This window comes from Pseudomonas sp. GW460-LB5 (assembly GCF_059423245.1).
The window spans coordinates 45,790-68,145 of sequence record NZ_JBWKXT010000029.1 but is presented as its reverse complement, the minus strand read 5'-3'; the positions used below and the strand labels follow the sequence as shown (position 1 = coordinate 68,145).

Here is a 22,356-nt window from a genome sequence, read left to right as displayed (position 1 = left end):
GGCTGAAGCTACTGGCAGTTGATGTGATGTAAAGGCCACTGGCCTCTTCGCGGGGCAAGCCCGCTCCCACAGGTACGGTGCAGGTATCAGGCAGCGCGGACAACCATCCACAGGGGGGGCTTGGTGGCCAGGCTGGAGTTGCCTTTGGCTGAAGCTACTGGCAGTTGATGTGATGTAAAGGCCACTGGCCTCTTCGCGGGGCAAGCCCGCTCCCACAGGTACGGCGCAGGTATCAGGCACCGCACAGTACCTGTGGGAGCGGGCTTGCCCCGCGAAGAGGCCAGTGGCCCTGATGCAATAAATCAGCCCCAGGCTGCGTTACTCGCCCCAGGCGCTGACGAACTCGGTAGTGTCCAGCACCGGCGCAGTGCGCGGCTCGGTCAGCGGCGTGCCGACATACAGGTAACCGATCAACTCTTCATTCTGGGCCAGACCCAGGCCCTTGTGCACATGGGCATCGAAGGCCATGTCCCCGGTACGCCACACCGCCCCGATGCCTTGCGCATGCGCGGCAATCAGAATGCCGTGCGCCGCACAGCCGGCTGCCAGACGCTGCTCGGACTTGGGCACCTTGAAGTGGTCCTGCAGCTTGGCGATCACCACGATCAGCAGCGGCGCCCGCAGCGGCATGGCGCGGGCCTTGTCCAGCGCAGCCTGGCTGGCTTCGCCCTTGTTCTGCACCGCTTCAGCGAACAGCTCACCCAGCTTTTCACGGCCCTGGCCCTCGATGGTCAGGAAGCGCCATGGTCGCAGCTGGCCATGATCCGGGGCGCGCAAGGCAGCCTGGAACAGCGCCTCGCGCTGTGCGGCATTGGGTCCCGGGTCAGTCAGGCGTGGCACGGAAACACGGTTGAGCAATGCGTCGAGAGCCTCCATCGGCTACCCTCCTGGCAGTTGAATGTGCGGCCATTCTAGCGTTTACATCACCAGACCCATAGGTAGAATGGCGCCCTTCCGTTTCGAGTCAGAGCAGATCACATGGCGTTGCCGACCTTAAGGATCATTGGTTTCATCATCGGCATCTTCCTGATTACCCTCGCCGTCGGCATGGCTGTGCCCATGGCGACCCTGGTGATCTTCGAGCGCACTGGTGACATGCCCTCCTTCCTCTGGTCGAGCCTGATCACCTTCATCGCCGGCCTGGCCCTGGTAGTACAGGGCCGCCCCGAGCATGTCCACCTGCGCCCGCGTGACATGTACCTGCTCACGGTCAGCAGCTGGCTGGTGGTGTGCGTGTTTGCCGCCCTGCCGTTCCTGCTGACCCAGCACATCAGCTACACCGACGCCTTCTTCGAGAGCATGTCGGGCATCACCGCTACCGGCGCTACCGTACTCAGCGGGCTCGATAACATGTCGCCGGGTATTCTCATGTGGCGCTCGATGCTTCACTGGCTCGGCGGCATCGGCTTCATCGCCATGGCGGTGGCGATCCTGCCATTGCTGCGCATCGGCGGCATGCGCCTGTTCCAGACCGAATCGTCCGACCGCTCGGAAAAGGTCATGCCACGCTCGCACATGGTGGCCAAGTCGATCGTGGGGGTGTACGTCGGCTTCTCTATCCTCGGCTCGCTGGCCTTCTGGTGGGCGGGGATGAGCCCGTTCGATGCAATCAACCACGCCATGTCGGCAATCTCCACCGGCGGCTTCTCCACCTCCGACCAGTCGCTGGCAAAATGGGATATCCCGGCCGTGCACTGGGTCGCGGTGGTGGTCATGATCATGGGCAGCCTGCCGTTCACCCTTTACGTCGCGACCCTGCGTGGCAACCGCAGGGCGCTGATCCGTGACCAGCAGGTGCAAGGTTTGCTGGGCATGCTGGTGGTTACCTGGTTGGTCCTGGGCACCTGGTACTGGTACAGCACCAACCTGCACTGGCTCGATGCCCTGCGCCACGTAGCCTTGAACGTGACCTCGGTGGTCACTACCACCGGCTTCGCCCTGGGCGACTACAGCCTGTGGGGCAACTTTTCGCTGATGCTGTTCTTCTACCTGGGCTTCGTCGGCGGCTGCTCCGGCTCGACCGCAGGCGGTATCAAGATTTTCCGCTTCCAGGTGGCCTACATCCTGCTCAAGGCCAGCCTCAACCAACTGATCCACCCGCGTGCGGTGATCAAGCAGAAATACAACGGCCACCGCCTCGACGAAGACATCGTGCGCTCGATTCTGACGTTCTCGTTCTTCTTCGCCATCACCATCTGCGTCATGGCCCTGTTGCTGTCGTTGCTGGGCGTGGACTGGATGACCGCATTGACCGGCGCTGCCGGCACAGTTTCGGGTGTAGGCCCGGGCTTGGGTGAAGTGATCGGCCCGTCGGGCAACTATGCCACGCTGCCGGACGCGGCCAAGTGGATCCTGGCGGCCGGCATGCTGCTTGGCCGCCTGGAAATCATTACGGTGCTGGTGCTGTGTATGCCGGCGTTCTGGCGTCACTGACCCCCTCGGCGTCCGTGCCGAGGCGGGCGCGGTACTCGCTTGGGGTGGCATCGAACCAGCGGCGGAATGCCCGGTAGAAATTGCTGGGGTCGGCAAAGCCCAGCAGGTAGGCGGTTTCCAGCAGTGTCATGCCCGGCTGGGCCAGGTATTGCTCGGCCAGCTCGCGACGGGTGTCATCAAGCAAGCTCTGGAAACTGGTGCCCTCCTCCTGCAGACGCCGCTGCAAGGTGCGCTGCGACAAGTGCAAGGCCTGGGCCAGGGTTTCGCGCTTGGGTTCCCCCTGCGGCAAGATGCGGCACAACACCTGCCGCACGCGGTGGGTAACCCGGCTTTCGGAAAATCGTGCCAGGTACTCCCCGGCAAAACGGTCGTGCAGCACCGCCATGGCCTCGTTGGCAGTCGGCAGCGGCGCCTCCATGTCGGCCCGTTCGAACACCAGCGCATCGTGCGGCGCGCCGAACACCAGGGGCGAATGGAACGCCACTTTGTACGGCTCGACATTCTTTGGCTGCGGCCCCTGCACCAGTACCCGGCGCGGCTGTACCGGCCGCCCACTGAGCCATTTGCTCAGCGCCAGCGCACAGGCCAGCGATGCTTCGGCACTGTGCCGGGTCGGGGGCAGATGGTCGCCATGCACCGTCAGGATCAGCGAATAGCCCTCGTCGCCAAGGACAAAACTGAGATCGGAGCTTTCGGCGATGATGCGCTGGTACCGCACCAGGCGCTGGAAGCCTTCTGCCAGGGTGCGGCTGGACATCAATGCATAGCCCACCACATGGAACGAAGCCGGCCGTACCACGCGGGCCATGTTCAGGCCAATGGCTTCATTGCCTGACAGCTCCACCGCCAGCTGCCACAGCCGGGTCATGGAATCTTGCGGAAAACGTGCATCGGGGTCGTCGAGGGCAGCGAAGTCCAGCCCCAGTTGCTTGAACATGGACGGGCAGTCCAGCCCTTCCAGTTCGAGCGCCTTCACAATCCCTGATGCCCAGCTGGCTGACGTGGTTCTTTCGCTCATGACAGGCTTCTTTTTACCGACCGCTCCTGCGGTGAACCCCAAGGATACTCATTTGGCGCCTATTGTCACTGGTAGGCCCCGTCAGTCACTCTAGACTCGAATCAGGCTCCACGCCGTGCATCTTGTCCAGAAGTATTAATCCCGGAGCACTGCCATGAACCGCACAGCGCAGTATCGCAGTTTTGCCGAGTTCTATCCTTACTACCTGGGGGAGCACAGCAACCCCACCTGCCGCCGCCTGCACTTTGTCGGCACCAGCTTGGTAATAGCGCTGCTGGCCTACACCATTGGCAGTGGCAAGTGGTTGCTTTTGCTGGCCGTGCCGCTGTTCGGCTATGGCTTCGCCTGGGTCGGGCACTTCTTTTTCGAAAAGAACCGGCCGGCGACCTTCACCTACCCGCTGTACAGCCTGGCCGGGGATTTCGTGATGTTCCGGGATATCTTGCTGGGCAAGATCCGGCTGTAGACATTGAGGGCGGGTTGCGGCCCCATGGTTCTGCAGCCTCTAAGCCGGCTCACGCGACGCCGCCACTGCCTGCGCTTCCCGCGCCTGGGCATCGGCCAACCGATACAGCTCGATACGGCCATCCCAATGCTCGATCAGCGCCGTGCACGACTCCACCCAGTCTCCGCAATTGAGGTAGTCCACCTCGCCCACCTTGCGGATCTCGGCATGGTGGATATGCCCACACACCACCCCGTGCAAACCACGCCGGGTGCACTCATGGGCAATGGCATCCTCGAAGTCGCTGATGAAGTTCACCGCGCCCTTGACCTTGTGCTTCAGGTACGCCGACAGCGACCAGTAACCATAGCCATACCGCGCACGCCAGTGGTTGAGCCAACGGTTGAGCACCAACGTGAACCCGTAGGCACGATCACCGAGAAACGCCAGCCAGCGGTGGTAACGGGTAATCACGTCGAACTGGTCACCATGGATCACCAGCAGGCGGCGGCCATCGGCGGTCAGGTGTTCGGCCTCATCCACCAGCTGGATGTTGCCCAGGATCAGCTTCGAGTAGCGGCGCAGGAATTCGTCATGGTTGCCGGTGACGTAGATCACCTCGGTACCGCGCTTGCTCATGGTCAGCAAGCGGCGGATCACGTTGGTGTGGGCTTGTGGCCAGTAAATGCCACCGCGCAGTTTCCAGCCATCGATGATGTCGCCTACCAGGTACACGCGGTCGGCCTGGTAGCCCTTGAGGAACTGCGACAGGTGTTCGGCCTGGCAGTCGCGTGTCCCCAGGTGGACATCGGAGATCCACAGGGTACGCACGCGTTGCTTGCGCGAGGGACGGGAGAGTTCGGCATGGGTCATGGACAGGCTCCGGCGCAGTTTGCTGGAGACTGGCAGGCGCGCATGACAGCGCCGTGGCAAAACGGTTACCGGTGATCGCCTGCCGGGAATGAGGCACAATGCGGATCTGCCCTGCGAGGACGCCCCCATGACCGCCGGCCCGATACTCTCGCTGCGCCATTACCGCGACAGCCTGATCGCCCACAGCCACGAACACCCGCAACTGGTGTTCGGCCTGCGTGGCCGCCTGGAGTTCGAGGTACAGGGGCAAGGCGCCGGGATCGACCGGCAAGGGCTGGTCGTGGTCCCGGCAGGCGCGCATCACACCTGCGCCAGCGATGGCGGCAGCCACTGCCTGGTGCTTGATGTGCCTGGCGAGCAGTGGCTGCACGAGCAGCTGGGCGAGCATGCCGATGCCAGCCGCCGCCTGCTCGACCGCCCCGCCGCGCTGGGCCTGGACGACCGTCAGCAACAGTTGGTGGACTGGCTGGCGGCCAGCCCCATGGACGACCCGCTGATTGCCCGGCAAGGCGCAGCGCTGTTGCTGGCCAGCCTCAACTGCACGGCAGCAGCCAACGTGCGCCCCAGCCAGCGCCTACCCTATGCAGCCTTCGATGCCCATATCGAGCAGCATGCTGCCTACCCGTTGCAGGTCGCCGACCTGGCGCGCATCGCCGGGCTGTCCGGCGCCCGGCTGCATGCGCGGTTTACTGCCGAATGCGCCATGACACCGATGGACTACATTCGCCAGCGGCGCTTGCTCAAGGCGCGGCGGCTGGTGGTGCAGACCGTGCTACCGATGAGTGAAATTGCGGCGCAGGTGGGGTATTGCTCGCAGAGTGCGTTTTCAGCGGCGATGTTGCGGGCGTTCGGGTGTACGCCAATGGCTTTGCGGCGAGAGCCTGGCGACAACTGACAGCAGTCTTGCGACAGAAATCGTTGGCCTGTGGTTTTACACTTTGCCAGTGCCGGCCTCTTAGCAGCACAAGGCTGCTCCCACAGAATACGCACAGTCCCTGTAGGAGCAGCCTTGTGCTGCGAAGAGGCCGGCAACGTCGATAAAGATCTTGAGCAAGGACCACCATGAACCACCGCACCGCCCTCGGCGCCCTGCACATTGGCGCGCTGTTCTTCGGCCTGACCGGCGTCTTCGGCAAACTGGCCGCCACTGCCAGCCCGGCGATCATCGTCTTCGGCCGCGCCGCCTTCGCCGTACTCGCCCTGGCCCTGTTCGCCAGCCTGACCGGCCCGGGCTGGCAGCGCCTGAGCAGCCAGGATATCCGTCGCCTGCTGCTCGGCGGTGTGCTGCTGGCCGGCCACTGGGTCAGTTTCTTCATTGCCGTCAAAGTTGGCGGCGTGGCCATCGCCACCCTCGGTTTCGCCAGTTTCCCGGCCTTCACCGTCATCCTCGAAGGCCTGCTGTTCCGCGAGCGCATCCGCCGCAACGAGGCCGTGCTGGTGCTGCTGGTCAGCATCGGCCTGATACTGGTCACGCCAGATTTCGACCTGGCCAGCGAGGCCACTGGCGGCCTGCTCTGGGCACTGCTGTCAGGGCTGCTGTTCTCGCTGCTGTCCCTCACCAACCGCGCCGGCTCCGGGCGTTTGCCAGCAGTACAGGCTGCCCTGTGGCAGAACCTGGTGGTAGGCCTGTGCCTGCTGCCGTTCGCCGCACCAGGTCTGGCAGGCGTGGCGGCCATGGACTGGCTGTGGATCGCCCTGCTCGGCATCTTCTGCACCGGCGTGGCGCACAGCCTGTTCGTCGCCAGCCTGGCGGTGATCAAGGCGCGCACCGCCGCCGTGGTGTTCGGCATGGAGCCGGTCTATGGCATTGCCGTGGCCTGGGTGGTGTTCGCCGAAACCCCGACCTTGCGCATGCTGCTGGGCGGCGCGTTGATCATCTTCGCCATCGTGCTGTCCAGCCGCATGACCCGCGAACAACCACCCAAGCAGCGGCCACTGGCCGAGGGCGCCTGATCAGCGGTCGTTGTGGCCAAGGTCACGCTGCGGGTCGATCTGGTCGCGTACCCGCTGTTTCAGCACCTTGGCCTCGGGGAAGCCGCCGTCGGCCTTGCGCTCCCAGATCTGCACGCCATTGCAGGTAATGCAGAAGACCCCGCCGGTGCCCGGTGACAGCGCGACCTGGCCAAGGTCGTCGGCAAACGTGCTGAGCAGTTCCTGGGCCAGCCAGGCAGCGCGCAGCAGCCACTGGCACTGGGTGCAATAAGTGATGACGATTTCGGGCTTGTTGTCGGCCATGCTGAGGCATCTCCAGGTAAGGGGCCGCTTATACTAGCGGTCTTTAGCCCACGGTTTGAGACTCACGATGCGCCGTTTGCTGTGCTGTTTGCTGCTCGCCCTCACCTCCTTCATGGCTGCCGCTGCGGAACCTGCCAGGCCCAAGGTCGGCTTGGTGTTGTCGGGGGGTGCCGCCCGTGGCCTGGCCCACATCGGCGTGCTCAAGGCACTGGAGGAACAGGGCGTGCGCATCGACGCCATCGCCGGCACCAGCATGGGCGCAGTGGTCGGCGGGCTTTACGCTTCGGGCTACAGTGTCGCAGAACTGGAAAAGCTCGCCACCACCCTGGACTGGCAACAGGCGCTGTCCGATGCCCCGCCGCGCAAGGACGTGCCGTTCCGGCGCAAGCAGGATGATCGCGATTTCCTGGTCAAGCAAAAGCTCAGCTTTCGCGACGACGGCAGCCTGGGCCTGCCGCTGGGGGTGATCCAGGGCCAGAACCTGTCACTGCTGCTGGAAAGCAAACTGGCGCACACCGCCGATACCCGCGATTTCGACAAGCTGCCCATCCCCTTTCGCGCTGTAGCCACTGACATCGCCAGTGGCGAAAAGGTGGTGTTCCGCCACGGCCATCTGCCCCAGGTCATCCGTGCCAGCATGTCGATCCCCGCCGTGTTCGCCCCGGTCGAACTGGACGGCCGCCTGCTGGTGGACGGCGGCATGGTCGACAACATCCCCGTCGACGTGGCCCGCGAAATGGGCGTGGACCTGGCCATCGTGGTCGACATCGGTACCCCGCTGCGCGATCGCAAGCAACTGCTGACCGTGGTCGACGTGCTTAACCAGTCGATTACCCTGATGACACGGCGCAATTCGGAAGAACAACTGGCCAGCCTGCAGCGCGATGACATCCTCATCCAGCCATCGCTAGCTGCCTTCGGCGTGACCGACTTCGGCCGTGCCCGGGACATGATCGACGCCGGTTACCGCGCCACCCGCCTGCTCGACCAACGCCTGGCTGCCCTGCGCGAGCCTGAGGGTGACAGCAACCTGGCCGTGGCCCGCTCGCCACGCCAGCGCACGCCGGTGATCACCGCGATCCGGATCGAGAACGACTCCAAGGTCAGCGACGACGTGATCCGCTCTTACATCCGTCAGCCGATCGACGCCCCCCTTGAGCTGGACCGCCTGCAGACCGACATGGGCACGCTCTACGGCCTGGACTACTTCGACCGGGTGCAGTACCGCGTGGTGCACAAGGGCAACGACAACACCTTGGTGATCAACGCCCGCGGTCGACGCGGCGGCACCGACTACCTGCGCCTGGGCCTGAACCTTTCGGACGACCTGCGCGGTGACAGCGCCTTCAACCTGGGCGCCAGCTACCGGGTCAATGGCATCAACAGCCTGGGTGCCGAGTGGCTGACCCGTGGCCAGATCGGCGACCAGCAAGAACTGTACAGCGAGTTCTACCAGCCGCTGGACGTTGGCTCGCGCTATTTCATTGCGCCGTACCTGGATTTCAGCTCACAGAACATCGAAGCCACCCTGGACAACGACCCCGTCGCAGAGTACCGCCTGGAACGCTACGGCTTTGGCCTGAACCTCGGCCGCCAGATTGGCACCAACGGTGAAGTACGCCTGGGCGTGGGCAAGGCCTGGGGCGAGGCCGAGGTACGCATTGGCGACCAGGACCTGCCCAAGGTCAGCTTCAACGAGGGCTTCTATGAACTGAAGTATTCGTTCGACACCCTCGACAACGTGTATTTCCCGCACAGCGGTGAGGACATTGGCCTGACCTTGCGCAAGTACGACAAATCGCTGGACTCCGACCAGGATTACCGGCAGTGGCTGTTCAACCTGGACAAGGCCATCAGTAGCGGGCCGAACACCTTCGTGCTGGGCGGGCGCTACGGGCGCACCCTGGACGCTACCGAAGTGGTGACGTCCAGCTTCGTGATGGGTGGGGCACGAGAGCTGTCGGGCTTTCGCCAGGACTCGGTGTCGGGGCAGAACGTGAGCCTGCTGCGCATGGTCTATTACCGCCGGCTGACGCCACGGGCCTATGTACCGCTGGACTTCCCGCTGTACATTGGCGGGTCGCTGGAACGTGGGCGCGCGTGGAACAACGACAACGAGTTCGACAGCGGCTACATCAATGCGGCGAGCATCTTCCTGGGGCTGGAAACGCCTCTGGGGCCGCTGAACTTCAGCTACGGCACCAACAGTGCGCATGAGCAGGCGGTGTACCTGAACCTGGGGCATACCTTCTGATTCGCCGGGGGCCGCAAAGCGACCCCAGGGGCCCTCAGGACTTCTCGAGGTTGGACAGGATCGTGGCATGCACCCGCATGCACACCTGCAACTCTGCCTCGTCCACCCCGGTGAAAAGCTCCAACCGCAGCTGGTTGGCGATGGTTTCGATCTGGTCGATCAGCGGCTTGGCCGGCGGGCACAGCAAGATCTTCTTGGCCCGCCGGTCTTCCACCACCGCCTGCCGGCGCACCAGCCCTTGTGCTTCCAGGCTGTCGAGCAGGCGCGCCAGGGTCGGGCCTTCAACGCCCACGCTCTGGGCCAGCTCACGCTGAGTAGGGGCTTCTTCGAAACGCGCCAGGTGCAGCAACACCAGCCAGCGCGCCTGGGACAGGTTGAGCCCGGCCAGTCGGCGGTCCAGTTCGGCACGCCAGCCCCGGGACATCTGGGCCAGCTGCATGCCGAAGCGGTGTTGGTTGTCGGTCAGGGGCATAAGCAACTCATTGAACAGATCTAATTATTAGGCAGCTAACCATGCCCTTTCCGACGAGGCAAGGCTCGCGCGCCCTTCGCCGTTCGATAATCGTCAAAAAGCATGACAAAGGTCAGCAGATGGCGGTTCTGCCCTCGATCTGACTGCCCGTCACATCTCGAACTCGGCCGCCAGCGCCGCACGCACGCAATACAGCACACCCTCCGGCACCCGTGCCCCGAACTGGGGCGCAATGGCCGACACCGGCGGCAGTTCGCCCTCGCCGTCCAGGAAGGCGTCCTGTACTTCCATCAGCAGGTCTTCCGGCAGGTCGAGGGCCTGGTCAAGGCTAAGCTCCTGGCGGCCCAACGCCTCGGCCAGCAGGCTATACACGTTCTTCTCGCTGCAGTTGAGCTGCCCGGCGATCTGTGCCGGGGTCATGCCGGCCCGGGCCAGGCTGACCAGTTCGTGGCGCAGGTCGAGTACCACTTTCGGCGCCTCTTCGGTGCCACCGCTGTTGTTCAGTACCTCGAGGAACGCCTGGCCATAACGCTCCAGCTTGCGCGCCCCCACACCGCTGACCTGGGCCATATCGCTGAGGCTGACCGGCTGGCTGCGCAGCATTTCCAGCAGCGTCGAGTCGGGGAAGATGACATAGGGCGGCACACTGTGCTCCTCCGCCAGCTTGCGCCGCAGGGTACGCAGCGCTTCCCACAGCTCGCGCTCCTCGGCACGCACCAACTGGCTGGCCGGGCTGCCACCGCTGGACGATGAGGTCTTGGCCGTGGTCTGCGGCTTGAGGTCGCGACGCAGTTGCAAGGTCACCTCGCCGCGCAGCAGTGGCCGGCAGCTGTCGGACAGGCGCAGGCCGCCATAGCCCTCCAGGTCGATGTCGACCAGCCCACGCGCCACCAGCTGGCGGAACAACGAACGCCACTCGACCTCGGCCAGGCCCTTGCCGACGCCGAACACCGACAGCTTCTCGTGGCCGAAATTGCGCACCTTCTCGTTGTCCTTGCCCAACAGCACATCGACCAGGTGGCCGACACCATAGCGCTGGCCAGTGCGGAACACCGCCGACAGCGCCTGACGGGCCGGCTCGGTGGCGTCCCAGGTCTGAATGTTGTCGACACAGTTGTCGCAGTGCCCGCACGGCTGCTCGAGGATTTCATCGAAATAGGCCAGCAACGACTGGCGGCGGCAGCGGGTCTCTTCACACAACGCCAGCATGGCGTCGAGCTTGTGCTGCTCGATGCGCTTGTGGCGCTCGTCTCCTTCGGAGTTCTGCAGCATCTGCTTGAGCATGACCATGTCCTGCAGGCCGTAGGCCATCCAGGCATCGGATGGCAAGCCGTCCCGGCCGGCACGGCCGGTTTCCTGGTAATAGGCCTCAAGCGACTTGGGCAGGTCGAGGTGGGCAACGAAGCGCACGTTGGGTTTGTCGATACCCATGCCGAAGGCAATGGTGGCGACCATGATCAACCCTTCCTCATTAAGGAAGCGGTGCTGGTTGGCAGAACGGGTCTCGGCAGCCAGGCCGGCATGATAAGGCAATGCCGGGAAACCCTGATCACAGAGGAAGGCTGCCGTTTCGTCGACCTTCTTGCGCGACAGGCAGTACACAATGCCCGCGTTGCCGCGGCGCTCGCCAAGGAAGGCCATCAGCTGCTTGCGCGGCGCTTCCTTGGGTACGATGCGATAGAAGATGTTCGGCCGGTCAAAGCTCGACAGGAAGCGCTCGGCGCCTTGCAGGTGCAGGCGCTGGACAATCTCTTCGCGGGTGCGCATATCGGCGGTGGCGGTCAGCGCAATGCGCGGCACATGCGGGAACAGCTCGGCCAATTGCCCCAGTTGCAGGTATTCGGGGCGGAAATCGTGGCCCCACTGCGACACGCAGTGCGCCTCGTCGATGGCAAACAGCGAGATGTCCAGATCGCGCAGGAAATCGAGCATGCGCGGCTGCACCAGGCGCTCCGGCGCCAGGTACAGCATCTTCACTTCGCCACGGCGCAGGCGCCCGGCCAGTTCACGCTGCTGCTCCGCCGTCAGGGTAGAGTTCAGCGCGGCAGCCGACACGCCCAGTTCGTCCAGCGTGGCGACCTGGTCGTCCATCAACGCAATCAGCGGTGAGACCACCACCGTCAGGCCCGGGCGCAGCAGCCCCGGCACCTGGAAACACAGCGACTTGCCGCCACCAGTGGGCATCAGCACCAGGGCATCGCCGCCATTGGCCACGCATTCGATGATTGCTGCCTGGCGCCCACGGAAACTGTCGTAGCCGAAGATGTCCTTGAGAACGCGCTGAGCCTGTTCGAGCATGTGCAACTCCACAAATCGCCGTACCACCCTGCATACAGGCTGGACGAAAAACCCGCTCCGCACACGCCAAATGCGTAAGCGGTTTTTGCCAGGGGCCGATAAAATCTGCCCCTGCATGAAAAATCGCGGAGTATACCGCAGCACCGCACTGCACAGGGCACCATGGTGATAGACGTTCCCTTTACCCCGCTACCCTTGCTTGGTGCTAGAATTCGGTATCGTTTATTCCCCAAGGTAGCCCTGTAATGTCCTTCGCCGAGCAACTGACCCGCCTGCAAGCCTTCCTCGACGCCGACGAGCTGCACGAAGAGGCGCTGGACTACGTCGCCGCCCACGGCTACCTGACCGCCCTGTCGATCAACGCCGAGGACGTGCCCGAGCGCGAATGGATCGACGCCTTGTTCGCCGAAGAGCCGCACTACGCCAGCGAGGCCCAGCGCACCGAGATCGAAGCCACCCTGGTGGCGTTGAAAGCGCACATCGCCCGCCAGCTGGCCAGCGACGAAGAATTCGACCTGCCATGCGACCTCGACCTGACCGACGAGCCGGATGATTCCGACCTGCGCGGCTGGTGCATTGGCTTCATGGAAGGCGTGTTCCTGCGTGAAGAGGCCTGGTTCGAGAACGCCGAAGAAGAAGTCAGCGAAATGTTGCTGCCGATCATGGTGGGCTCGGGCCTGTTCGACGAACAGCCAGAGTTCGCCGACATCGCCAGCAACGCCAACCTGCAGGATGACATGATCGTCCAGATCCCCGAGGCGCTGAGCGCATTGTTCCTGCTGCTGCACGCCCCTGACGAAAAACCGGCGCTGCTCAAGCCACGCCATCACTGAGTCGCCTGTGCGCTACCTGCTGCTGGCCATCGGCTGGCTCAGCGTTGCGCTGGGGGTGTTGGGGATATTCCTTCCGGTATTGCCCACCACCCCTTTCCTGCTTTTGGCGGCAGCCTGCTTTGCCCGCAGTTCGCCGCGCTTTCACCACTGGCTGGTCCATCACCCGAAGCTCGGGCCATGGATCCGCGACTACCTCAGTGGTGAAGGCATCCCCCTCAAGGGCAAGGTCTACGCCATCGGCCTGATGTGGGCCAGCATTGGCCTGTCGTGCTATCTGGTGCCCCTGTTCTGGGCACGCGCCTTCATGTTGACCAGCGCTGTATTGGTAAGCCTCTATATCGTCAGGCAGAAAACCCTGCACACACCGAAGTGACATTTTTTTGTCGCCAAATATCACTTTCGCCTAACGGTCGTTTTCTTTATCCGAAATGGTTCTGGAACCACACAAAAGCCTTGTATTCATTGGCTTTTTTGCCTTTTCGCGCGCTTGCCAGCACAAAGTTTCGCTGCCCTTGTTAGACAATATATGTCTTATATGGCTATTTGATATGAAGAAATCTTCTTATCTATCGCGTTGAATGTACTTAGCTGTGTTGTTAAAAACCTGCAACACTATACGCGATAATTTTATCGTCATTTTTTTGGCGAGCAGCAGGATCAATTCCAGGATCAGGGAGATGTACCATGCGCGTTTTGAACCCCATCACCAGTGCATTACTGTTGGCCCTGGCGAGTGCCAACGTACAGGCGATGTCGATCACCGAGGCCGTCCAGAGCGCCGTGGACTACCACCCGCAGGTAAGCTCCAACCGTAACAGCAAGCTGTCGGCCGATGAAGACGTCAAGTTTGCGCGTGGTGGCTACTACCCTTCCGTGGATTTGGTTGCTGGCTATGGCCGCCAGCGTTCGGACAATGCCACCACCCGTGCCGAGGGTAACCACAACAAGGAAACCCTCAACTACACCCAGTCCGAGCTACGCCTGCGGCAGATGATTTTCGACGGTTTCAACACCGCGAACGAAGTGGGCCGCACCGAAGCGGTTTCTACCTCCCGCGCCTACTACACCCAGGCAGTTGCCCAGGATGTCGCCCTGCGTGCGATCGAGGTATACCTGGAAGTGCTCAAGCGCCGTGAGCTGGTAACCCTGGCCAAGAACAACCTGCAAGCCCACCTGCGCGTCAACGACCAGATCGGCCTGCGTAACGAGCGCGGCGTTGGCAGCACCGCCGACCTCGACCAGTCCCGCGCCCGTCGCGCCCTGGCGGAAAACAACCTGGATACCGCCGAAGTGGACCTGGCCGATGCCGAGGCCAACTTCTTCAGCGTGATCGGCCGTGCCCCGGACGAACTGGAAAGCCCGCCGACCATCAAGGGCGAGGTGCCTGAGACCCTCGACGGCGCGCGCGACAGCATGCGCCAGAACAACCCCTACATCAAATCGGCACAGGCTGACGTCAACGCCGCCGAGCAGCAATACGAAGTGGGCAAGTCGACCTTCTACCCGCGCTTCGACGCCATTCTTGCAACCGGTGCCAACAACAACACCGGTGGCGAAAAAGGCCACAACAACAACGATTGGCAGGCCGGCGTAGAGATGAACTACAACCTGTTCCGCGGCGGCAGCGACAAGGCCCGCCTGCAGTCTGACGCGCACAAGATCAACCAGGCCCTGGACATCCGCAACAACGCCCTGCGTGAGCTGACCGAAAACCTGAGCCTGGCGTGGAACGCCATGAACAATGCCAGCAAGCAGCTGCCTACCGCGCGTGAATACGCCGAGACCACCAAGCGCGTGCGCGCCGCTTACCAGGACCAGTTCGGCCTGGGCCAGCGTACCCTGCTGGACGTGCTTGACAGTGAAAACGAGCTGTACAACGCCGACCGCCGTTACACCGAAGTCCGCTATACCGAGGAATTCTCGCGCTACCGCGTGCTGGCGACCATGGGTGAGCTGTTGAGCAAACAGCGTATTTCGCTGCCGCCAGAGGCGCTGGCTACCACGGAAGTGCGTACCGAGGCGCGTCTACCTGAGATGCGTTGATCGGCTTCAAGTTCTGGGGGCCGCTTTGCGGCCCTTTCGCCGGCAAGCCAGCTCCCACAGGTACTGCATAGGCTTCAAACTTTGTGCAGTTGCCTGTGGGAATAAAAGCATGAGCCTTGACACTGTAACTGTGGGAGCTGGCTTGCCGGCGATAGGGCCCTCACGGGCACCTCAACCCTCACCATGGTTACGCTGGAACGTCTCCACCCCCATGGCCCTGATCTGCCCCTCGATCAACGCCTCGAACGGCGCCAGCAGCGCATCGAAGCTGGCAGGTTGCTCCAACGCATTCAAAGCCCCCACCACTGCCTCTATGGTCGATAGCGCCCCCGCCTCCGGCGCCTTGCGCAGCCGATAACGCGAAGGCGCGACTGCCCCCAGCGTCACCCTCGGCAACCCTTCCAGCAGCGGGTTCATGTACAGCAGCTTGCGCGCCTTGCGCCAGGTGCCGTCGGGCACGATCAGCAGCAACGGCGTGTCATCGACCTTGCCATAGGCTGTCAGCACCTGAGCGTCATCGCCCGGGAACAGCAAGGCCGGCCGGTAACCAGGCGTTGCCAGCAATTCACCCAGATCATCGAATACCTCGCCCACCCGCAGCTCGGCGTTGTTCAGGCCAAGGGCAGCAAGGCGCGCAGTGTTCAGGGCATGGGCGGTTTCACTGGGGTGCTGCAGCAGGATGACGCGGGTGCGGCTGTCGAGCGCGGGGATCAGTGGGCAGAGGCAATGGTCGAGCGGGCGCTGGCAGCGCTCGCAGCGGGGTCTGGGCATGGGGTTCTCCTTGGCGGGAACAGTGTGCCACAGAACCGGGGCCCGCTTTGCGGCCCCAGCGATCTCAGCGGTTGAAGCGCTCCGCCAGGCTATGCAGGTACTCCGCCATGCGCTCCAGGTCCTGGCTGATTTCTGCACCCTGCCTGGCCTGCCCGGCACTCTGGTCACACAGCTGGGCAATTCTCACGATCTGCTGGTTGATGTCCTCGGCCACATGGCTTTGCTGCTCCGACGCCGTCGCCATCTGCTGGCTCATGCCGGTGATGCGGCTGACCGCCTGGGCAATCCCGCTCAACGCCGTCTGCACCGCCTCGACGCTGTGCACGCTGTCCCGCGAGATCTGCTCACCCCGGCTGGCGGTGCTAACCGCCCGTTCCGCGCCCGCGCGCAACGAAGCAATGATGTGGTGAATCTCGTCGGTCGATGCACGGGTACGTTGTGCCAGCGAACGCACTTCATCGGCCACCACGGCAAAACCCCGCCCCTGCTCACCCGCGCGCGCCGCCTCGATGGCAGCGTTGAGCGCCAACAGGTTGGTCTGCTCGGCAATCGAGGTAATCACATCGACCACGCTGCCGATGGACTGGGTCTGCTCGGCCAGGGCATTGACCGCCTGACCGATGTCGTTGACGGCATCGCTCATACTGCCCATGGCCCTGAGGCTCTGCAGCGCGAGCTCGCTGCCATGCTGCGCCAGTTGGTCGGCATCGCCAGCCGCATGCGCCGTGCTCTGCACGTTGTGAGTGACCTGCTGGATGGTTGCGGCCATCTGCGCAATGGCCGTGGCCGACTGGTCGGTCTCGCTGCGCTGGCGGTCAAGCATCTGCGCCTGGGCATCGGACAAATCTGAGGACTGCGCAGCCCGCGACTTTACCCCGACACCAGCGTCCACCAGGCGGGTCAGGGCTGTTTGCAAGCGCGCTTCCTCGCTGATGATGGCCAGGTCAAGCTGGCCCTGCAGGCCCGGGTTGTCGCTGTAGGTCAGCGCCACCAGCGGGCTGGTGAAGGCTTTGGGATGCTCGGCCAACGTGCGGCGGATGGCCTGGTTCTGCCGGTGCTCGACGAGGTACCAGGCCAACAGCAGGCTGGCCATCAGCACCCCAAGCGCTGCATAGGCCGGCAGCCACAAGTAACCGCCTGCCGATACCAGACCTGCGGCTATCAACGGCCAGCCATGGGCTAACCCGTGCCCCAGCCGCGCCGCCCAGGACACAGCTGCGCGGTCGGCCCGCAGGCGCGCATACAGCGCCTCGGCGCGGCGGATCTGCTCACGCGTGGGCACCGAGCGCACCGACTCGTAACCACTGATGCGGCCCTGCTCGTAGATGGCCGTGACGTAAGCGCTGACCCAGTAGTAATCACCATTCTTCGCCCGGTTCTTGACCACCCCCATCCACGGCTTGCCCTGCTTGATCGTGTCCCACATATGCCCGAACACCGATGCAGGCATGTCAGGGTGACGCACCAGGTTGTGCGGTTGGCCGACCAGCTCGTCATAGGTAAATCCGCTGATCGCCACGAAGGCTTCGTTGCAGTAGGTGATGCGGCTGTTGAGGTCAGTCGTGGAAATCAGGCGTTGATCGCTTGAGAAGGTTCTTTCGTGCTCAGTGACGGGCAAATTCATGCGCATCGGGGCGATCCTTGCAGGATGAAATAAGGGGAAAATCATCAGCGCAAGTTGATATGTAGCAGAGCGCTATCAGGTTAGCGGTCAGCTTTTGCCGGAATTTAACGTCGCCCGACGGAATGCATGAATGCGTCGCTGCTCAGCCCACGTTCAACTGGCTTTTCAACAGATCACGGAAGGTCTGGATCAGCGGTTCACGGCTACGCCCACGGCGAATGATCAGCGAGAACGGCGCCTGGTAGCCAAAGGTGGACGGCGACAACACGCGCAAATCCCCCTTGTCGACCCAAGCCTGGGCATAGTGCTCGGGCAAGTACCCGATATAGGCGCCGGACAGGATCAGGATCAACTGCGCTTCCATACTCTCCACCGTCGCCGCGCTGTGCTTGAAGCCATGCCGGGCCAGCTCGGCCTGGCTCCAGTAGCCGCGCCCGACCATGCGCTGCTGCGTCACTACCGGCTCGGGGATGCGCCGTTCGGTATACAACGGGTGGCGGCTGCTGCAATACAGCCAGTGCTGTTCACGGTACAACGGCTGGTAGAGCAGGCCGCTCATGCGCGAGGAGAACGCACCGATGGCCAGGTCCAGTCGGTTGTCCTGAACGCCCAGTTGCAGCTCGTAAGGGCTGGACACCGACAGGTGCAGGTGCACCGCCGGGTGCTCCTGGCTGTAGGCGCCGATGGCTTCGGCCAACGGCAAGGCCCGGTCGCCGACCGTGGAGTCGATAACCCCGAGGTTGAGGGTGCCACGCAACTCGCCCTTGAGGGCAGCGGCATACTGCTCGAAGCCATCCAGTTCGGCCAGAAGCCGCAGGGTCTCCTGGTGGAACAGCTCGCCCTTGCTGGTCAGGCTGAAACCGCCACGGCCGCGGTGGCACAGCACGATGCCCAGCGCGCCCTCCAACTGGCTCATGTAGGTGCTGATGGCCGAGGTCGACAGGTTCAACTCGCGCTGGGCGTTGGCGAAGCCCTGGTGGCGCACCACGCTGACAAAGATGCGCAGCAGTTTCAGGTCGGGCAAGGTCGAGGCCATGGTGCAACGGTTCCGCAGGTGTATTTGCGCGCAGTCTAACCGCTCTGCCCGTCTTTAGTTCAGAAATTCCTGAACTAAGTATTTGTCGGTAGCGATTCTTCCCCGGCACTACCTTCAGCAGACTTGGCCGAAATGTCCCTGCCCGCCGGCAAAACCACACGTGAGAGGCGCGCGGCGGCACAGGTTCGAACAAACACAACAATCGACCGACTGATGAGGCCCACCGTGGACAAGACTCTCCACCAACCACTGGGCGGCAACGAAATGCCGCGTTTCGGCGGCATCGCCACCATGCTCCGTCTCCCCCACCTGCAAAGTGCCCAAGGCCTGGATGCTGCCTTCATCGGCGTGCCCCTGGACATCGGTACCTCGCTGCGTTCCGGCACCCGTTTCGGCCCGCGGCAGATCCGCGCCGAGTCGGTGATGATCCGCCCCTACAACATGGCCACCGGGGCCGCACCGTTCGACTCGCTGTCGGTGGCCGACATCGGTGACGTGGCGATCAACACCTTCAACCTGCTGGACGCCGTACGCATCATCGAAGAAGCCTACGACGAAATCGTCGAGCACAATGTCATCCCGATGACCCTGGGCGGCGACCACACCATCACCCTGCCGATCCTGCGGGCGCTGCACAAGAAGCACGGCAAGATCGGGCTGGTGCACATCGACGCCCACGCCGACGTCAACGACCACATGTTCGGCGAGAAGATCGCCCACGGCACCACCTTCCGCCGCGCCGTGGAAGAAGGCCTGCTCGATTGCGACCGTGTGGTACAGATCGGCCTGCGCGCCCAGGGCTACACCGCCGATGACTTCAACTGGAGCCGCCGCCAGGGCTTCCGCGTGGTCCAGGCCGAAGAGTGCTGGCACAAGTCGCTGGAACCGCTGATGGCCGAAGTGCGGGAAAAGGTCGGCGGCGGCCCGGTGTACCTGTCGTTCGACATCGACGGCATCGACCCGGCCTGGGCGCCCGGTACCGGCACCCCGGAAATCGGCGGCTTGACCACCATCCAGGCGATGGAGATCATTCGCGGCTGCCACGGCCTGGACCTGATCGGTTGTGACCTCGTCGAAGTCTCCCCGCCTTACGACACCACCGGCAATACCTCGCTGCTCGGTGCCAACCTGCTGTTCGAGATGCTCTGCGTGCTTCCGGGCGTCGTGCGTCGTTAACACCGCTACACCCCGGCAGGAGCCATGAGGGAGGGCCACAGAGGCCCGCCAACAACACGACAAGACCGCCGGCGGCCGTGGCCGCCCGCGTGGTCGATCTCGCCATAATAAAGATAATCGGGAGAACCCCAATGGCCTTGGACATCATTGTTGTAATGATCTACACCGCCGGCATGCTCGGGCTTGGCTGGTACGGCATGCGACGTGCAAAAACCCATGAAGACTACCTGGTAGCCGGGCGCAACCTGGGCCCTGTGCTGTACATGGGCACCATGGCCACCACCGTGCTTGGTGGTGCTTCTACCGTGGGCACCGTGCGCCTGGGCTACGTCCATGGCATCTCCGGCTTCTGGCTATGCGCGGCCCTTGGCCTGGGCATCATCGCCATCAACCTGTTCCTGGCCAAACCGCTGCTGCGCCTGCGCATCTTCACCGTGACCCAGGTGCTTGAGCAACGCTACAACCCGACCGCACGCCAGGCCAGCGCCGTGATCATGCTGGCCTATGCGCTGATGATCGGCGTCACCTCGACACTGGCCATGGCCACCGTATTGCAGGTGCTGCTGGACCTGCCCTTCTGGGCTTCGCTGCTGCTCGGCGGCGGTGTGGTGGTGCTGTACTCCACCATTGGCGGCATGTGGTCGCTGACCCTTACCGACATCGTCCAGTTCGTGATCAAGACAGTCGGCCTGATGTTCATCCTGTTGCCCGTGTGCCTGTACAAGGCAGGTGGCTGGGACACCTTGGTGGCCAAGTTGCCAGCGGCCAGCTTCCAGCTGACCACCATTGGCTGGGACACCATCATCACCTACTTCCTGATCTACTTCTTCGGCATCCTCATTGGCCAGGACATCTGGCAGCGGGTGTTCACTGCGCGTGACGAAAAGGTTTGCCAGCGTGCCGGTACCGTCGCCGGTGTGTACTGTGTGGTGTACGGCCTGGCCTGCGCCGCCATCGGCATGGCCGCGCATGTGCTGATGCCCGACCTGGCCAACCCGAACAATGCCTTTGCCGAGATGATCAAGAGCACCCTGCCCGATGGCATCCGTGGTTTGCTGATGGCCGCGGCCCTGGCGGCCATGATGTCCACCGCCAGCGCCGGCCTGCTGGCGGCCTCGACCACTGTGACCGAGGACCTGCTGCCCAAGCTGCGTGGCGGCAAGCAGTCGAGCCTGGGCATGAGCCGCCTGTTCACCCTGCTCACCGGCCTGGTGGTGCTGGGCATCGCGCTGATGGTCAACGATGTGATCAACGCGCTGACCCTGGCCTACAACCTGCTGGTCGGCGGCATGCTGATCCCGCTGATCGGGGCGATCTTCTGGAAGCGTGCAACCACCGCTGGCGCGATTGCCAGCATGTCGCTGGGCTTTGCCACCGCGCTGCTGTTCATGTTCAAAGACGGGCTGGAGGCCAATACGCCGATCTACTACAGCCTGGCGATCGGCTTGGTGAGCTTTGTGGCGGTTAGCCTGATGTCTCGCAAAACAGTCGGTGCGGTGAATCTGGCCTGACATTAGCCTCAAGCCCTATCGCCGGCAGGGATAACACTAAACTCCAAGACACAAAAAAGGCCGCAGCACCCACCCAGGTGCTGCGGCCTTTGTCTTATATCAGCGGCGACGCGGCTGGCGTTTGCGCTGCTCTTCATCAGTCGGGATCGGCACCGGCTGCAAGGGTGGTGGAATCAGCCCCAGGGCGACCGCCAGGTCGTGGAGCCAGTTGGACAGTGGTTTATTCATAATGCCCCCTTGACGGGTCAGCCTCACGGCGAATCAATCCTGGGATGGTTCATACAGATCATAGCCTGATGTCCTGTATTACGCATGCCAATGCTCTTACAGATAAGGGCCATTTTGACGCGGATCAAGCCCTGGCGCCGCATTCCGACGACTGGTTAATCGTTTCGCTTTGTTGCAAGTCGATCCATGCCTGCAGATTCGCCCCACGCATGCCCTGACGCCACATCAGCCAGGTGACCGCCTGATCGAACGGCTGCTGCAGCCGGTGCACCCTCACCCGGTCACGCCCAGGCAGGCTGTCGAGCATCGATTGGGCCATCATCGCCACGCCTGCGCCCGCGATCACGCAGGCCAGCATGCTCTGGTACGACTCGATCTCCATCACCCGGCCCATGGGCGTGTGGGCATGGGCATACCACGCCTCCAGACGCATGCGGTAAGAACAGCCCTGGCGGAAAGTGAACACCGCCTTGCCCGCCACATCCCTGGCGGTTTGCACCGCCGGGTGCTCGGGGCTGGTGATCAGCACCAGTTGTTCCTCGCACAACGGCACGCCATCCAGCCCGGCCAGGTTCGGCGGGCCATCCACCAGGGCAGCGTCCAGGGTGTGGCCAAGCAGGCCCTCCAGCAGCTCGCCGCTGGGCGCTGCGCGCACCTGCAGGTTTACTGCGGGGTAGGCCTGGTGATAACGCGCCAGCAACGCTGGCAGGTGGGTGGCAGCCGTGCTGTACATGGTCCCCAGCACGAAGTCGCCGGCCGGCTCGCCGCCGCGTACAGCGGCCAGCGCCTCGTCGCGCAAGGCCGACAGGCGGTTGGCGTACTCCAGCAGCACCTTGCCCGCCGGCGACAGCTGGAGCCGTTGGCGCTCGCGCAGGAACAACTCGACACCCAGTTGCTCCTCAAGCTGGCGAAGGCGCGTGGACAGGTTGGACGGCACCCGATGCAGGCGCTCTGCAGCACGGGTGACTGAGCCTTCCTCGGCCACAGCCTGAAAGATACGCAGCTGGCTGAATTCCACAACATTCTCCAAAACAGAACAACTTGATCATCATTATTCAATTTTATTGAAAATGAAACCGCCCTAACCTGCCAGTCATCGCTTAATT

Annotated in this window: 21 protein-coding genes; 10 read left to right on the top strand and 11 right to left on the bottom strand. The window is 63.2% G+C overall.

The genetic code is table 11. The annotated features are described in order from the left end of the window. Positions 1–318 precede the first annotated feature (318 nt). A complete protein-coding gene (locus AC07XM_RS18220; RefSeq protein WP_102689260.1) occupies positions 319–876 on the bottom strand; it encodes an NAD(P)H nitroreductase in 558 nt (185 codons plus the stop codon). Between the two features lie 102 nt (positions 877–978). Here AC07XM_RS18220 and AC07XM_RS18215 point away from each other — a divergent pair, with 102 nt between their 5' ends. After that, a complete protein-coding gene (locus AC07XM_RS18215) occupies positions 979–2,433 on the top strand; it encodes a TrkH family potassium uptake protein (RefSeq protein ID WP_016488521.1) in 1,455 nt (484 codons plus the stop codon). Here AC07XM_RS18215 and AC07XM_RS18210 read toward each other — a convergent pair. Beyond that, positions 2,390–3,451 (bottom strand): AraC family transcriptional regulator, encoded by a 1,062-nt coding sequence (locus tag AC07XM_RS18210; protein ID WP_016488522.1) that lies wholly within the window; start codon positions 3,449–3,451, stop codon positions 2,390–2,392. The genes AC07XM_RS18215 and AC07XM_RS18210 overlap by 44 nt on opposite strands. Positions 3,452–3,605: 154 nt before the next feature. On the opposite strand from AC07XM_RS18210, the gene AC07XM_RS18205 reads away from it, so the two are divergent. Then, positions 3,606–3,917 (top strand): Mpo1-like protein, encoded by a 312-nt coding sequence (locus AC07XM_RS18205; protein ID WP_016488523.1) that lies wholly within the window; start codon positions 3,606–3,608, stop codon positions 3,915–3,917. A gap of 39 nt (positions 3,918–3,956) precedes the next feature. Here AC07XM_RS18205 and AC07XM_RS18200 read toward each other — a convergent pair whose 3' ends face one another. After that, a complete protein-coding gene (locus tag AC07XM_RS18200) occupies positions 3,957–4,769 on the bottom strand; it encodes a UDP-2,3-diacylglucosamine diphosphatase (protein WP_016488524.1) in 813 nt (270 codons plus the stop codon). Between the two features lie 127 nt (positions 4,770–4,896). Here AC07XM_RS18200 and AC07XM_RS18195 point away from each other — a divergent pair, with 127 nt between their 5' ends. Both AC07XM_RS18195 and AC07XM_RS18190 read left to right on the top strand, forming a co-directional pair. Next, positions 4,897–5,664, top strand: a complete 768-nt coding sequence (locus AC07XM_RS18195; protein WP_016488525.1) for a helix-turn-helix domain-containing protein — start codon at positions 4,897–4,899, stop codon at positions 5,662–5,664. 167 nt (positions 5,665–5,831) lie between these two features. Next, positions 5,832–6,722 carry a DMT family transporter gene (locus tag AC07XM_RS18190; protein ID WP_016488526.1) on the top strand — a complete coding sequence of 297 codons (891 nt, stop codon included), beginning with the start codon at positions 5,832–5,834 and terminating at the stop codon, positions 6,720–6,722. Here the strand turns inward: AC07XM_RS18190 and AC07XM_RS18185 are convergent, their stop codons facing one another. After that, positions 6,723–7,004: an Rdx family protein gene (locus AC07XM_RS18185; protein ID WP_016488527.1), complete on the bottom strand. Its 282-nt coding sequence runs from the start codon at positions 7,002–7,004 to the stop codon at positions 6,723–6,725. A 67-nt stretch (positions 7,005–7,071) separates the two neighbouring features. Here AC07XM_RS18185 and AC07XM_RS18180 point away from each other — a divergent pair, with 67 nt between their 5' ends. Next, entirely contained in the window at positions 7,072–9,258 is a 2,187-nt protein-coding gene (locus AC07XM_RS18180; RefSeq protein ID WP_016488528.1) for a patatin-like phospholipase family protein, read from the top strand. Positions 9,259–9,292: 34 nt separating this feature from the next. Here the strand turns inward: AC07XM_RS18180 and AC07XM_RS18175 are convergent, their stop codons facing one another. After that, positions 9,293–9,730, bottom strand: coding sequence for a MarR family transcriptional regulator (locus tag AC07XM_RS18175; RefSeq protein ID WP_016488529.1), 438 nt, complete (start codon positions 9,728–9,730; stop codon positions 9,293–9,295). A 150-nt stretch (positions 9,731–9,880) separates the two neighbouring features. Continuing rightward, on the bottom strand, positions 9,881–12,028 hold the full coding sequence (gene recQ, locus AC07XM_RS18170) for a DNA helicase RecQ (protein ID WP_016488530.1): 2,148 nt from the start codon (positions 12,026–12,028) through the stop codon (positions 9,881–9,883). Between the two features lie 245 nt (positions 12,029–12,273). Here recQ and AC07XM_RS18165 point away from each other — a divergent pair, with 245 nt between their 5' ends. The 3 genes from AC07XM_RS18165 to AC07XM_RS18155 all read left to right on the top strand — a co-directional run bounded on the left by AC07XM_RS18165 (position 12,274) and on the right by AC07XM_RS18155 (position 14,904). Next, complete coding sequence (locus tag AC07XM_RS18165) at positions 12,274–12,861, top strand: YecA/YgfB family protein (RefSeq protein WP_010955200.1); 588 nt, start codon at positions 12,274–12,276, stop codon at positions 12,859–12,861. Positions 12,862–12,868: 7 nt separating this feature from the next. After that, a complete protein-coding gene (locus AC07XM_RS18160) occupies positions 12,869–13,234 on the top strand; it encodes a YbaN family protein (protein WP_016488531.1) in 366 nt (121 codons plus the stop codon). Positions 13,235–13,545: 311 nt separating this feature from the next. After that, positions 13,546–14,904, top strand: a complete 1,359-nt coding sequence (locus tag AC07XM_RS18155; RefSeq protein ID WP_016488532.1) for a TolC family outer membrane protein — start codon at positions 13,546–13,548, stop codon at positions 14,902–14,904. Positions 14,905–15,075: 171 nt separating this feature from the next. On the opposite strand, the gene AC07XM_RS18150 is transcribed toward AC07XM_RS18155, so the two are convergent. The 3 genes from AC07XM_RS18150 to AC07XM_RS18140 all read right to left on the bottom strand — a co-directional run bounded on the left by AC07XM_RS18150 (position 15,076) and on the right by AC07XM_RS18140 (position 18,335). Next, positions 15,076–15,675, bottom strand: a complete 600-nt coding sequence (locus tag AC07XM_RS18150) for a tRNA-uridine aminocarboxypropyltransferase (RefSeq protein WP_016488533.1) — start codon at positions 15,673–15,675, stop codon at positions 15,076–15,078. Between the two features lie 64 nt (positions 15,676–15,739). Next, a complete protein-coding gene (locus AC07XM_RS18145) occupies positions 15,740–17,305 on the bottom strand; it encodes a methyl-accepting chemotaxis protein (RefSeq protein ID WP_102689261.1) in 1,566 nt (521 codons plus the stop codon). A gap of 136 nt (positions 17,306–17,441) precedes the next feature. Continuing rightward, positions 17,442–18,335, bottom strand: coding sequence for a LysR family transcriptional regulator (locus AC07XM_RS18140; RefSeq protein ID WP_016488535.1), 894 nt, complete (start codon positions 18,333–18,335; stop codon positions 17,442–17,444). Positions 18,336–18,560: 225 nt separating this feature from the next. Here AC07XM_RS18140 and speB point away from each other — a divergent pair, with 225 nt between their 5' ends. Both speB and AC07XM_RS18130 read left to right on the top strand, forming a co-directional pair. Further along, positions 18,561–19,511: an agmatinase gene (gene speB, locus AC07XM_RS18135; RefSeq protein ID WP_016498452.1), complete on the top strand. Its 951-nt coding sequence runs from the start codon at positions 18,561–18,563 to the stop codon at positions 19,509–19,511. A 131-nt stretch (positions 19,512–19,642) separates the two neighbouring features. Beyond that, positions 19,643–21,022, top strand: coding sequence for a sodium:solute symporter family protein (locus AC07XM_RS18130; RefSeq protein ID WP_016488537.1), 1,380 nt, complete (start codon positions 19,643–19,645; stop codon positions 21,020–21,022). Positions 21,023–21,121: 99 nt separating this feature from the next. Here the strand turns inward: AC07XM_RS18130 and AC07XM_RS18125 are convergent, their stop codons facing one another. Beyond that, positions 21,122–21,250 (bottom strand): PA1414 family protein, encoded by a 129-nt coding sequence (locus AC07XM_RS18125; RefSeq protein ID WP_009683677.1) that lies wholly within the window; start codon positions 21,248–21,250, stop codon positions 21,122–21,124. Between the two features lie 124 nt (positions 21,251–21,374). Then, positions 21,375–22,268, bottom strand: a complete 894-nt coding sequence (ptrR, locus tag AC07XM_RS18120) for a putrescine utilization regulator PtrR (RefSeq protein WP_016488538.1) — start codon at positions 22,266–22,268, stop codon at positions 21,375–21,377. Positions 22,269–22,356: the final 88 nt, after the last annotated feature.